Genomic DNA, 12820 nt, shown 5'->3' with positions numbered 1-12820 from the left:
TATGCACAGGCAATCGTGCTGCATAGAATGGCCATAATTCTTGACTACCGTTACGCATCATGAGTATCCCACAGATTGATTATCACCTGTTCGGCACGCACGTAAAGTTCGGCCCCGGCTGCGCCCGGGATTTGCGTAGTGAACTGGATGCGCTGGGCAGCAGGCGTGTGCTAGTGTTAATGCAACAGCGCATGGCGCACTCTGATAGCTGGGCTGCCTTGCGGCAAACGCTGGATGGTCTGCAAATGCAGATGCACAGTTCGGTGCCGAACCACAGCAGCGTTGCCTGGGTCGAGCAACTGGCTAGCGAGATGGCTCAATTTCAGCCGGACAGTATTGTCGCGCTGGGCGGCGGCAGTGTGTCAGATTCGGCCAAAGCGCTGGCCATGTTGCATGCCGAAGGAGGTCCGCTGGCCGACCATGTGACGCGCTTTACGCCGCCGGCCCGTGTCCACGTGCCGCTGCGCACGAAACCCAAGCTGCCGATTATTTCACTGCCCACCACCGCATCCGGCGCTGAGTTGACACCATCGTTCGGCGTAAGGCAAGACGAGCACAAGCTGCTTTTCTGGAACCGCCAGCTGGCCAGCCGTACGGTGCTGCTGGATCCGGATTTAAGCGGCGATATGCCTTTGACGCTATTGCGCTATACCGCCATGAATGGGTTGGCACACTGTTTTGAAGGCATGTATTCGCGCAGCCGATCTCTGATTTCCGATGGCATTGCACTGCAATCGATCGAATTGTTTGCCCAGGCGCTCACCGACAATACGCTCGATGAGAAGGAGCAACGCTGGCGTCTTCTGCTTGGCGGACATCTATCCGGCATCGTGCTATCGATGGCCAAAACTTGTCTTCATCATGCCATTTGTCATGTCATTGGCGCCCGGCATAACGCAGGACATGGGCAGATCAACACCATTATCCTGCCTCACGCGCTTCGGTTCAATGACAGCGTTGCCGGTACCAGCCTTGCTCCCGCACTGGTCATGCTGAATCGAGTATCGGGCACAAGCCATGCAAGTGTTTCCGACTGGATTTCAGCTGTGATTGAGCAACTGGGGTTGAGTGCATCCCTGGCAGATATTGGCCTTACCAACAATGACTTTTTGCCGATTGCGCAGCAAACCATGACAGAGCGCGGACTTGCGGTCAACCCCCGTCCCGTCAGCCACGCTGATGAGATCTTATCCATTCTAAGGCAAGCCGCCTGATACTTTGTAGAGGACTAATTTATGAGAATCGAACCAAAAGACGCCAGCCTGGGTGCGACGATTTACGGAATTGATTTATCAATGCCGCTAAGCGCCGATAATTACAAGGCAATTGAACAGGCGCTGGGGCGGTATGGTGTTATCAGTTTTCCCGAGCAGGAACTGACTGCCGGCCAATTGCGGGATTTTTCGGAGAACTTCGGCAAGCTGGAGGTCAATGTGGCCAATCTGTTCCATGACGAGCAGTATCCGGAAGTGATGATTCTGTCGAACATGAAAGAAAATGGCAAGCCGATCGGGCTAAGCGATGCCGGACAGGACTGGCATACCGATATGTCCTATAGCAAAACTATCGCGTTTAGCAATGTATTGTATGGCATCCGTATCCCCTTTCGTGACGGAAAATCGCTCGGTAACACGGCCTTTTGCAATATGCACGCGGCGTACGACGGTCTGACTGAAGAACTGAAAGAAGAGCTCGACGGCATGACCATTACACATGACTTTAATAAATTCTGGGACATGATGCGCCGGGAGAAGGGCAGTACACGCCCACCACTGACCGAGGAGCAGCGTAAGCGCAAGCCTCCCGTATCGCATCCTGTTTTTCTTACGCACCCGATTACCGGTCGCAAGGTGTTGTATGCCAACCCGGGTTATTCCATGCGTATCAATGAGTTATCCGAAGCACGCAGTGACGAGGTTTTGCAATTTCTATTCGAACACCAGGTACAGGAAAAATACTGCTACCGCCATCAATGGGCCCAGGGCGATGTGCTGATGTGGGACAACATGGGCACGATCCATAACGCGGTCGCAGACTATGGGCCGGATGAGCATCGTTTGATCAAGCGCTGTCAGGTTATGGCCGATAAATATTTTCCAGAGCAGTACTGACACTGAGCCGATCCGCGCAGGTGTCACTGCGCAAATAACACAAATCCAATTGGAGACTAACTATGAAGCTGATCAAAAATCTGGCCATCGCCGCTGCAGCGATGGCATGTTTTGTGACGGGCGCAGCTGCGGCTGCAGACTATCCTGACCGGCCGATCCGCATGGTGCTCGGATACTCTGCGGGCGGCCCGACCGATGTCGTTGCCCGTGTGGTTGCCAAGCACATGAGTGAAACGCTGGGCCAGCCTGTGGTCGTGGAAAACAAGCCCGGCGCCAGCGCACATATCGCAGCCAATGATATTATCAATTCAGCCCCTGACGGCTACAAGGTGCTGGTGACCTCGCTGACCTTGAATGTGAATCCGCTGCTGTATCCGGATCGTTACAACTATGAGCCGACCGAGGTTTTTGAGCCCGTTAGCAACTTTGTGACGCTTCCCATGGTTGTCGTCACGAATTATAAATCGCCGTATAAGGATATGCAGAGCCTGATTGCGGATGCCAAAGCGAACCCGGGCAAGCTGACTTTCGGGTCATCGGGCTTCGGCGGATCGGCCCATCTGACGGCTGAAATGCTTGCGGCGCAGGCGGGCCTGGACATGGTTCATGTACCCTTCAAAGGGAACGGCCCGGCGTTGCAGGAGATGATTGCCGGTCGTATTTCCTTTATGTTTTACCCAAGCGTTGGCATTGCCGATTATGTTGCGGACAAACGTCTGCGCATTCTCGCTGTGGGGACAAGGCAGGCGCATCCGGACTTTCCTGGCGTGCCGACCCTGGAAAGCATGGGACTGACCGGTTTTGAAGAAGCCGCTTCCTTTATTGGCATGTTGGCGCCGGCAGGCACGCCCAAGCCGATTGTGGCCAAGCTGAATCAGGCTGCCGTAGCGGCTCTCGACAAGCCGGAGGTGCAGGCACAGCTCAAGCAACTGGGTGCGCAAATCGTCGGCGATTCGCCCGAGGAATTTCGTCAGTTCCTGATTACTGACAAGGCACGCTGGCAGTCGGTGATCAAGAACGGCAATGTAAAGCCCGAATGAGGATAGAGACAATGAGCCGGTCCACCGTGAACGACTGTTATTGCATCGCGCGTCTGCGGGACATGGCCCGGGCCAGGCTGCCGCGCGGGGTGTTTGATTTTTATGACGGCGGCGCCGAGGACGAAATCACCCTCAATGACAATTGTGCTGCCTTTAGCCGGGTGCGATTGTTGCCTCGGGTGTTGCGCAACGTCTCCCAGGTGGATCTGGCAGCACAGTTATTCGGACGTCGCATGGGGTTACCCATGGCCATCGCGCCGACAGGCGCCGTGGGGTTTGGCTGGCGTGGCGGCGATATTGCCTTGGCACAGGCCGCAGCCAAGCACGACATACCGTATACGCTTTCAACATCGGCCACGGCGTCGATCGAGCAAATTGCCGACCAGGCGCCAGGCCGGTTATGGTTCCAGGCTTATATCCTTCAAGACAAGGAGCGTCTGAATGCCTTAATCGGTCGCGCCGCTGCAGCTGGCTATGAGGCGCTGGTCATCACGGTAGATCTGCCGGTGGGCGGCAAGCGGGAAAGAGACTTGCTCAACGGGCTGAGTTTTCCCATGAAGCTGGGGTACCGCAACATTGGACAATTTGTCAGAAAACCGTGGTGGTCGCTTAATATGTTGCTGCAAAAGCCGCCCGTGATGCCAAGCCTGCAGGGATTGGCATCACGGCAGGCGGACCGAACCAGGATGCAGGGCGTCGCCGGTATGAACTATGATCCGGCGTTTGATCTGGCAGCGTTACGTGCCCTGCGCGATCGCTGGCCTGGCAAGCTGATCGTCAAAGGGGTGGTCAATCCGCTGGATGTCTCGTCAATACTTGATGTCGGCGTGGATGCGCTGGTCGTTTCCAACCATGGCGGGCGGCAACTGGATACGGGCCTGGCCACGCTGGATGCCTTGCCCGGCATTGTGCAGGCCGTAAATCGTCGTGTGCCCGTGTTGCTCGACGGCGGTATCCGCCGGGGCAGTGATGTATTCAAGGCATTGGCCCTGGGCGCATCCGGTGTGCTGTCTGGTCGTGCGACTCTGTTTGGCGTACTGGGTGGGGGGTACGATGGAGTAGACCGCGCCTTAACGATACTGACTGATGAATTGAGACGAACGATGCAGCTTTGCGGCACGCCCAGCCTGGCTGATATCGACGCTTCGGTATTGGCGCAATCGCCTTTAAACCACGGCAACGGAGATCTGCTGATATGAATGTCGCGATGAAGCAGTGTGAGAACCAGGTGTTGCTTTTTTTCCGCCATCTGGATGAGCGCCGGTACGATGCGTTGGCGGCGCTGCTTGCGCCAGATGCAATATGGCGCCGTCAGGGCAAAGTATTGAAAGGGCCGCAGCAAGTGCAGCAGGCATTGCAGCAGCGGTCTGCGACCATGAGAATCGCCCATATTATTACGAATCTGGTATTCGATGAATGCGAAACGCAAAATTGCACCATCCGGGCCTATATGCTGGTTGTCCGGCATGAACCGGGCGAGCACGGGGCGGGGCCTTGTCCCTTGCGCGGGATTGAGTCCATCCGTAACGTTCTTGTTCAAATGAAACGAATCGACAATAGCTGGCTGATTGCGGAATTGACCGCCGAAGACACACTTTTTGCGGCGAACGCGTAAGGGGAAAAAACGATGAGATGGCTTAGATATAGTCTTGAGGGCAAACCCGGCTACGGGATATTGAGCGATGAGGACATCGTCACGGCGGTCAGGGGAGACCCGCTGAGCAATTATGAAACCACCGCTACAAGACTGAAACTGCAGGACGTGAGCATTGAAGTGCCTATTGTCCCGCCCACGTTCTACTGCGTGGGGCTCAATTACGTCAAGCATATCAGCACGGAAGGATTAACGATTCCAAAAAAACCGGATGTGGGCTACCGGGCAAACAACGCCCTGGTTGCGCACGGTCAGGATGTGATCATGCCGGCAGACGCCACGCGCGTCCATTACGAAGGCGAACTGGTGGTTGTGATTGGCAGCAAAGTGCGCAACATCGCCGTGGACGAAGTAAAAAGATGCATTCTGGGCTATACCATTGGCAATGACGTGAGCGAACGCAATTGGCAGGCGTCGGATCGCACTTTCTGGCGTGCAAAAAATTCGGACACTTTCAAGCCGATGGGGCCGTGGATCAGTACCGAGGCCGATCTGGCAGCCATGCAAACGGTCGTATCGGTCAACGGCGTGGAAAGCACCCGCTTTGACACAGCGGACATGCTTTTTGGCATTGAAGAATTTATCAGCACAATGAGCCGGTATCTGACGCTGTATCCTGGCGATATGGTGTGGATGGGCACCGACGGTCACTCTCCGAACCTGCAGCCCGGCGACCGTGTGGATGTGAGTCTGACCGGGCTGGGCACGCTGAGCAATCGGTTCGTGAAAGCGGCGCTGACATGATGCTGGCGGCGTGGTATACGGCAAACGGCCCTGCCGAGCAGGTGCTGCAGGTGGGCCAACAGCCTGTTCCAGAGGCAGGTGCCGGCCAGGTACGGGTGCGGCTTGCCTGTTCGGGCGTCAATCCATCAGATGTCAAGTCCAGGTCTGGTGCACGTGCGGTGCGCTGGAACTTGATTATTCCGCACAGTGATGGCGCGGGCACGATCGACCAGACCGGCGAGGGCGTGCAGGCCGGTAGAGTCGGCGAACGGGTCTGGCTATGGAACGCACAATACAACCGCCCGCATGGAACTGCTGCCCAGTATATAGTTCTGCCTGCGCAGCAGGCGGTCGTATTGCCCGACAATGTGTCGTTTGAAGCCGGGGCCTGCCTAGGCATTCCGGCATTGACCGCTTATCGTGCTGTGGAGCTTGCCCAGCTGGAAGCCGGGCAGACGGTATTGATTATTGGCGGTGCCTCTGGTGTAGGTTACTATGCTGCGCAAATAGCCCGGGCCCGGGGCGCTCGCGTGCTCACTACCGTTGGCTCGCAGACCAAGGCGGCATTTTTGCGGGAAAGGGGAATCGACGAGTCGATCCTGTATAAAGAAGAACCGGTTGCTGAACGCGTGCTGGCAATGACAGGCGAAAAGGGCGTCAATGCCATTATTGACATGGATTTGTCGACAACCATCGCGTTGGTGGAGCAGGGGGCGCTCGCGTCACATGGCAGGTTTGTCTGCTATGGTTCCAACGAGCGCGGCACAGTACCGCTCAATTATGGTGCGTGGCTGCCGCGATCATTGTCGCTGCACTTTTTTCTGGTGTATGAGTTGACGCAAGCGCAGCGAACGCGGGCAATCGATGGCATCCAGGCTCTGTTGCGTGATGGCCAGCTGCAACACAATATTGGTCCGGTCTATGATTTGACTCAGATTGTATCGGCTCACCAGACAGTAGAGGGCGGTACGTCGTTCGGGAATGTGATAGTGAATTGTGCCGGCAGATAGCCCGCAGGCTCAACTGACGTGTTAGACAAAGCCCAGGACGCCAACCCGCCAAGTCATTGACCGGCCGGGCCCGGCGCAAGCTGATACGGGCTTCAGAAGGGAGCCGGGAAACCCGTCGCAGCGAATCAAGCCCTTTTCTGAAAGACGGTTTTCGGGCTTTTGCCGTAGTAGCGCATAAAGGCAACTGAAAAATTGTTCGGATATTTGTAGCCTACTTGCCACGCCGTCTGCGCCACTTGCTGACCCGATTCGAGCAGCGTGTAGGCCTTGCGCATGCGCAATTCCAGCACGACACCCGACGGTGTATTGTTATATAGGTAACGGAAGCCTTCTTTGAGCTTGTTCTCGTTCATGCCGACCTGCGCTGCCAGGTATTGATTAGTCAATGGCAAGTGTAATTGGTGCGCAATCATGTCCCGGGCCCTTTCCAGACGTTGTACTTCCTCAGACGAAAAGGCGCTGTAGCCTTCTGTCTGTATGGGCGCCAATGCCTTAAACTGTTCTGACAGTAAGCTAAGCGCGTGAATATGGAGCTCCAGCTGGTGCGGGTTGGGTTGCTCGCCGGTAGCTGCCTTCATATACCGATTGATGGCAGCTGCGTGCGCCAGGGTTGCGCTGCTGCTGCCGTAAAAGGCCAGTCGCTGGAACGTGCTGTCACCGAGTATTTTGTCGACTCGCTCATCTCCCACGTATTTGCGCAGCGTGCTTGCACTGATAACGACCCTCAATTGGGATACCGGTTTGCTGCCTTCGTAACTGCGTTCGCCTCGTAATGCCTGAAAGGATGTGACGGTTGTATGGCCGGCTTTGAACAATACCTCAGGGGTATTGTCGCCGCGATAGACAGACTGTCCCTGCAGGCCCACCGTGACAACAATAACCCGGCCCTGATGCGGCCCCAGCGTTTCCTCCACGATCGGCCTGTCCGGATGATAATGCAGACGTCCGACCAGAATGCCCGATTCAAGCATGATGGACTCTGTATAGCAATTGCCCAATTCCTGGGGCAATTGCTGCCGGACATGGCTTTCATGTCGTTGCTGTGGTGCATGCAGCTCATTGGCCGTCAATCTGCACGTATATTTTTCCACACGATTCTCCATCTATCTTTTTTCATACGAATTGCTCCCGATTTCATAGCAATTAATGAAAATGATTCTCATTCCGGATGATACCATTTTTCCTCAGGATTGACGACGCGAAGCTGGATTTTTCAGATTGGCAAGGATCACAGGAGAGAGACGTTATGGGAAAGAAGCCAGTCGGCACGGTGCAAATCTGCCTGATCAGTCAGGACAGGCAGTTGCAGGAAGATGTCAGGCAGGTAGTGCATGAGATCAATAGTTGGCTGAACGAGAGTCCGAATGTTGCTGCGTCAGAGCTGCAGGGTGACTGCCGGCCGCTTCAGTGCCAGGCGCAACGCTACTTGCGACAGCAGCAAGGCAAGGGGGGGCCAAAACAACTGGTTTTGCACTGCTTTGCATCTTTGGAGGCGGCATCGATCGCGCAGAACGACGATACGATTGCGGCCGAATGCGTTTATCTGGATTCGCGCGGGCTTGGGTTGGCCGCTAACGAAGATCCGTTTGCGAAATTGTTGTCGGTACGGTCCGGCCTCAGGTTTTCTCCATCTTCTGCGGTGTTGTTCTGCGCCGAGTCGTGTCTGGCCAAATGGATGCTATTGCTGGGCGGGAACCGCTTGATACGCACTCCGCTTAGGCAGCGGGATCAGCGCTGCGCAGATCTGTTGCGTCTACTGCTGGATCATCTGGAGCACGCCTATTTCAACCGGCTTTTGGTACGCACCACGCAGCCACAAACGGAACCTGTGGCAGCGGCCAGAGCAGTCTTTGACTTGATGAGAGCGCGCTGGGGACAGGGCTGGGATTTTCATTTTTTTACCGGCTCCATGGTTGCCGGATTTATTGATTCCATGCATGATCTGGCCGAAGGCACGGACATCGGTTTATATAGCGGATGTAATGAACATGCGCTGGCCGTGGGCGCAATGGCCGGCTGGCAATTGTACGGACGGGCCTATGTGATTGCCGTCACATCGGGGATGCTGGATGAAGCCCGGGGGACACTGGACAACCTGCGGCGGACCGGCGCGCCGGGTATCGTTATCTGCGCCGAATCGCCCGAAACGGTATGGTATGCGTTCCAGGGCACACTGAACGCGGACAGCAACGGTCATGCCGTCATTGCGGCCAGAGGGTTGTGGTCTGACTTCCTGCGTGAGCCCGGCGATCTTCAAAGCGGTCTGGCAAATGCCTTTGACGCGCTGGACAATCGCCCCGGGCCCACTTTCGTTTTTGCTTCCCAGTCTGCGCTGGAATCGCGCACGCCGGTGGTCGTGCCGTTAAAACAGAGGACGCCCGCCCCGTCTGCGATCTCGTCGATAACTGAAGTCAGGCTTCGGGAACGATTGAACCACGCCGTTGCAGTTCTTAACCACGATCCGGCTCCCATCCTGTGGCAATGCGGAAGACTTAGTCCGACCCAGCGTCAGCGCGTACTATCTATTGCCAGGAAAACCGGCGTGGCACTGGCCGATAGCATTGTTGCACCGGGTTCTGTTCCAGCGTGGCAGGACGGTATGCCGGTTGCCAATTACCTTGGTCCGCTTTCTATGTATGGCTTTAGCCGGCGCATCTACGAATTTCTGGAACATCGCCGTTGTGTGCCATTTGAGGCGCAGACGCAATCGATTGCGTCCAACGGTGATGTCTCGGGCCTCGCGCACTGCGCGAATGCTCGATCGGCCCGTGAGACGACCGAGACGACGCCGTGGCTGTTTTTCCTTAAGGGCAAGGCCGACCAGTCTGCGACACCTTATTCCGAGGGTAAATTGCGGCGCAGCTTCAGGATCGCCCAGGTAAACCGCAATCCGGCCCATATTGCGCCCTTTGCCGATCTGGGGCTCCAAATGTGCCTGGATGATTTCCTGGACTACCTGGAACCGCGCATCGCGCCTGACCCCCTGATTCTTCGGCACCGTCAGTCGCATCTGCAACGGTTGCAGTGCGCAGCAGAAATCATGCCTAGCGACTGCATTGAAACACTGCCCATGACACCGAATTACTTCTTTCAGCGCCTGGGCCAATTGGTCACGGAACTGATTCGTGACGAAGGCTACCGCTACACCGGCGTTTATGACGTGGGGCGCTGCAGCCTGTCGGCGCTGCGCAATATTCCTCGCACCGATCCCGGATTCTCGGGCTGGTACGGACGCGCGCTGATGGGCGATGGCCTGATGGCGCTGCCCTATCTTGCTGTGCGGAACCAGCGCAATGTGCTTGCGTTTATTGGCGACGGCGCGCGGGCGCTGGTGCCCGATATTGAACAGCGCCTGGCCATGTGCGCAGCATCGTCGCCGCATGCCGCCGGACGCAACATCAGCCTGTTTTACTTGAACAATGGAGTTCTTTCGATGATTCAGACCTACCTGGACAAGCGCTATGCCCTTAACGGCAACCGCCAGGTCAATGTTCCGCAGCCAGGCGCCAGAGCGGGGCTGCATGAGGTGGCCGCGCAGCATTACGTGAGCTACCACAGCATCAAATCGTTTTGCCCGGAAACTCTGCGCACGGCGTTGATGGCGCGCGGACAGATCAATTTTTTCGACGTTATGTTGAGCCACAATTCGGACGGCGACGGACTTAGTCTGGTGTCAGAGGAAACCTGGAGCCGTCAGCCGGTGGAGCAATGGACATGAAGTTTGGATTCATTGCCCATCCCACATCGCCGGCTTTATTGAACCAGGTCAAGCTTATTGATCTGGCAGGCCGGATGCTCAAAGAACAAAGCCACGGCTACCATTCGCAGTTCTGGTCCCGGCACAATCTGGTTCCCTTTGCAGACTTTACTCGTATCACAAGTGCTTGCGGACAGCAATGCGACGGAACGATTCAGTTCATGCCCCTGACGGCAGAGCAAATGATGGCCCAGCCACGCAGGATCGCAGAGCGTGTGTTGGACGGGGTCAATGCCTTGCACCACGGTGGCGCTGAACTGGTCGGCCTGGGCGGGTTCACGGCCATTGTCGGCAACCGTGGTCTACAGACGCTCGAGCGCGCGCTTGTACCGGTGACTACCGGAAATTCCTTGACCGCCTTTGCCGCGTACCGCAATGTTGTTGATTGTATGGAGCGGCTGGGCGTATCTGCAGAAAGTGCACAAGTGGTCGTGGCCGGCTATCCGGGATCGATTGCCCAGGCGGTGGCGCGCTTATTGCTGGCCCATGGGTGTCGATTACACCTGGTGCATCGCGGTCCAACGTCGAACCTGCCCAGCGACCTGCCGCTGCAGAGTCCGGATCAGGTCCAGTACCATTCCCGGATGGACGTATGCTACGGCATTGCCCGATTTTTCGTGACCGCCACATCAAGTGGCGGGGTTATTGATCCGGCCCGATTGCAGCCGGGGTCAGTGGTCGTGGATACCGCCCTGCCCAAGGATGTCTTGCCCGGGGCTGGGCAGCGGGACGATATTCTGGTCATTGATGGCGGCCTGGTTTCGGCCACCTCCGACGTCAGTTTCGGAGCCATGGCGCTGGGCCTGGACCCCATGCGAAATTTAAACGGCTGCATGGCAGAAACCATCATTCTGGCCCTGGAGGGCAGGGCGCAGCCATTTTCCATCGGACGGGAATTGCCCGTTGAGCGGGTGCTAGAAATTGGCGAGGTGGCAAAGCGACACGGTTTTGTTCCCAACCCCATGGCAAGCGATTCGGAACCGGTGGCCGGTGCGCGCTTTGACGGTTTGCGCCAATATCATCACAATCCCGAAATCGGCCAGCCTGATCACCCTTTGCCAGCGCATGCTCTGCGCCAACAGGTATTGGACGATTTCGGCAAACACATCAATCCGGTGCTGCGCGAGTTTTACCAATTCAATCATGTGGAGCGCGTTTTCGTTAAGGGAGAGGGGTGCTGGCTGACAGACCTGGACGGTCGTCGCTATCTGGATTTTGTGGCCGGCTACGGTTGCCTCAATACCGGGCACAATCATCCCAAAGTGAGTGCGGCTCTGACCGAATACCTGCAACAGCAGTATCCGACGTTTGTTCAGTATGTGTCCGCGCCCCTGCACACCAGCCAGTTGGCCCGGCGCCTGACACAAATGGCGCCCGGCAAGATGCAGCATGTTTTTTTCAGCAATTCCGGGACCGAAGCCGTGGAAGCGGCAATGAAAATGGCACTGGCCGCCAGCGATCGCAAGGTGATTCTTTATTGCGGCAATGGCTACCACGGCAAGACCCTGGGCGCACTATCGATTACCGGGCGAAGCAAACATCGTAAGCCGTTTGAACCGCTACTGACCCATTGCGAGCAACTGCCTTTCGGTGATGCCCAGGCGCTGCGCGCCAGGCTGGCGCAAGGCGATGTTGCCGCTTTTGTCATGGAGCCGATACAGGGCGAGGGCGGCGTCATTATTCCGCCGGACGGCTATCTTGCGCAGGTCAGGGCCGCTTGCGACCAATACGATTGCCTCTGGGTGCTGGACGAAATACAGACCGGTCTGGGCCGTACCGGCAAGTTGTTCGCCTGCGATTGGGAAGGGGTGGCGCCGGACATCATGGCGTTATCCAAATCGCTTTCGGGGGGCGCCGTACCGATAGGGGCGACGCTGGCCACAGGCGATGTCTGGCGCAAGGCCTATGGCACGATGGATACGTTTGCCTTGCATACCTCTACTTTCGGGGGCGGCAATTTTGCCGCTGCCAGTGCGATGGCGGCACTGGATGTGCTGGAACAGGAACAGCTGACACAGAACGCTGCTCACGTTGGTCCTTATCTGCAACAACAATTGCAGGATATCGCCGATCAATACGGGTTCATCCGACAGGTTCGCGGCCGGGGCATGATGATTGCCATTGAGTTCTCTTATGACATGACTGGTGGCGCTCGCGCCTTGCTGCGGGAGATGGCTGCCCGGATCCCGGCACAGGCATTCATGACGTATCGGATGATGTCCGATAGCCTGCACATGCATCTGAGCCAGGCAATGAAAGAGCTGGAAGGCAGTATGGAAGATCTGTTTGTCTTGCGTTTCATGACACGCCTGTCGCAAGAGCACGGTGTGCTCACCTTCGTGACGGCAAATAATAATAGGGTCATGCGCATACAGCCTCCGCTGATATTGACCATGGAGGAAGCAGATCGCTTTGTTTGCGCGTTTGCTGCGGTGTGTGCGGATATGTCCACAGTTCAACATTGAGCGCCGATCGTACAAATGAATAGATTTTTCTCCTTTATGCATATGAATGGGCGGTATTAG

At 56.5% G+C, this 12820-nt stretch carries 10 protein-coding genes; 9 read left to right on the top strand and 1 reads right to left on the bottom strand.

What is annotated here, in order from left to right; translation table 11 throughout:
* Positions 1-59 precede the first annotated feature (59 nt).
* From CAP48_RS18405 to CAP48_RS18375, 7 genes are all read left to right on the top strand, one after another.
* Complete coding sequence (locus CAP48_RS18405) at positions 60-1214, top strand: iron-containing alcohol dehydrogenase family protein (RefSeq protein WP_100699331.1); 1155 nt, start codon at positions 60-62, stop codon at positions 1212-1214.
* Positions 1215-1235: 21 nt separating this feature from the next.
* Positions 1236-2111, top strand: coding sequence for a TauD/TfdA family dioxygenase (locus CAP48_RS18400; RefSeq protein WP_100699330.1), 876 nt, complete (start codon positions 1236-1238; stop codon positions 2109-2111).
* A 62-nt stretch (positions 2112-2173) separates the two neighbouring features.
* Positions 2174-3151, top strand: a complete 978-nt coding sequence (locus CAP48_RS18395) for a tripartite tricarboxylate transporter substrate binding protein (protein ID WP_100699329.1) — start codon at positions 2174-2176, stop codon at positions 3149-3151.
* An 11-nt stretch (positions 3152-3162) separates the two neighbouring features.
* The gene (locus CAP48_RS18390; RefSeq protein ID WP_100699328.1) at positions 3163-4350 is read left to right on the top strand and encodes an alpha-hydroxy acid oxidase; all 1188 of its coding nucleotides are present in this window, start codon (positions 3163-3165) and stop codon (positions 4348-4350) included.
* Positions 4347-4766 (top strand): nuclear transport factor 2 family protein, encoded by a 420-nt coding sequence (locus CAP48_RS18385; RefSeq protein ID WP_100699327.1) that lies wholly within the window; start codon positions 4347-4349, stop codon positions 4764-4766. The genes CAP48_RS18390 and CAP48_RS18385 overlap by 4 nt, the downstream gene beginning before the upstream one ends.
* Before the next feature lie 12 nt (positions 4767-4778).
* Entirely contained in the window at positions 4779-5549 is a 771-nt protein-coding gene (locus CAP48_RS18380) for a fumarylacetoacetate hydrolase family protein (protein ID WP_100699326.1), read from the top strand.
* The gene (locus CAP48_RS18375; protein ID WP_100699325.1) at positions 5546-6538 is read left to right on the top strand and encodes an NADPH:quinone reductase; all 993 of its coding nucleotides are present in this window, start codon (positions 5546-5548) and stop codon (positions 6536-6538) included. Before CAP48_RS18380 ends, CAP48_RS18375 begins: the two co-directional genes overlap by 4 nt.
* 125 nt (positions 6539-6663) lie before the next feature.
* On the opposite strand, the gene CAP48_RS18370 is transcribed toward CAP48_RS18375, so the two are convergent.
* Positions 6664-7629 (bottom strand): AraC family transcriptional regulator, encoded by a 966-nt coding sequence (locus CAP48_RS18370; RefSeq protein ID WP_242444559.1) that lies wholly within the window; start codon positions 7627-7629, stop codon positions 6664-6666.
* A 155-nt stretch (positions 7630-7784) separates the two neighbouring features.
* On the opposite strand from CAP48_RS18370, the gene CAP48_RS18365 reads away from it, so the two are divergent.
* Positions 7785-10256, top strand: a complete 2472-nt coding sequence (locus CAP48_RS18365) for a decarboxylase (RefSeq protein ID WP_100699323.1) — start codon at positions 7785-7787, stop codon at positions 10254-10256.
* Entirely contained in the window at positions 10253-12760 is a 2508-nt protein-coding gene (locus CAP48_RS18360; protein WP_100699520.1) for an aminotransferase class III-fold pyridoxal phosphate-dependent enzyme, read from the top strand. Before CAP48_RS18365 ends, CAP48_RS18360 begins: the two co-directional genes overlap by 4 nt.
* The last annotated feature ends 60 nt before the right edge of the window (positions 12761-12820 follow it).

Source organism: Advenella sp. S44, assembly GCF_002810445.1.
Classification (GTDB): domain Bacteria; phylum Pseudomonadota; class Gammaproteobacteria; order Burkholderiales; family Burkholderiaceae_B; genus Advenella.
This window is presented reverse-complemented; position numbering and strand designations above follow the sequence as displayed.

What these genes read in the sequence shown, in the direction of transcription:
- CAP48_RS18405 (WP_100699331.1), top strand. Translation starts at nt 60, where the DNA reads ATGAGTATCCCACAGATTGATTATCACCTGTTCGGCACGCACGTAAAG.
- CAP48_RS18400 (WP_100699330.1), top strand. Translation starts at nt 1,236, where the DNA reads ATGAGAATCGAACCAAAAGACGCCAGCCTGGGTGCGACGATTTACGGA.
- CAP48_RS18395 (WP_100699329.1), top strand. Translation starts at nt 2,174, where the DNA reads ATGAAGCTGATCAAAAATCTGGCCATCGCCGCTGCAGCGATGGCATGT.
- CAP48_RS18390 (WP_100699328.1), top strand. Translation starts at nt 3,163, where the DNA reads ATGAGCCGGTCCACCGTGAACGACTGTTATTGCATCGCGCGTCTGCGG.
- CAP48_RS18385 (WP_100699327.1), top strand. Translation starts at nt 4,347, where the DNA reads ATGAATGTCGCGATGAAGCAGTGTGAGAACCAGGTGTTGCTTTTTTTC.
- CAP48_RS18380 (WP_100699326.1), top strand. Translation starts at nt 4,779, where the DNA reads ATGAGATGGCTTAGATATAGTCTTGAGGGCAAACCCGGCTACGGGATA.
- CAP48_RS18375 (WP_100699325.1), top strand. Translation starts at nt 5,546, where the DNA reads ATGATGCTGGCGGCGTGGTATACGGCAAACGGCCCTGCCGAGCAGGTG.
- CAP48_RS18365 (WP_100699323.1), top strand. Translation starts at nt 7,785, where the DNA reads ATGGGAAAGAAGCCAGTCGGCACGGTGCAAATCTGCCTGATCAGTCAG.
- CAP48_RS18360 (WP_100699520.1), top strand. Translation starts at nt 10,253, where the DNA reads ATGAAGTTTGGATTCATTGCCCATCCCACATCGCCGGCTTTATTGAAC.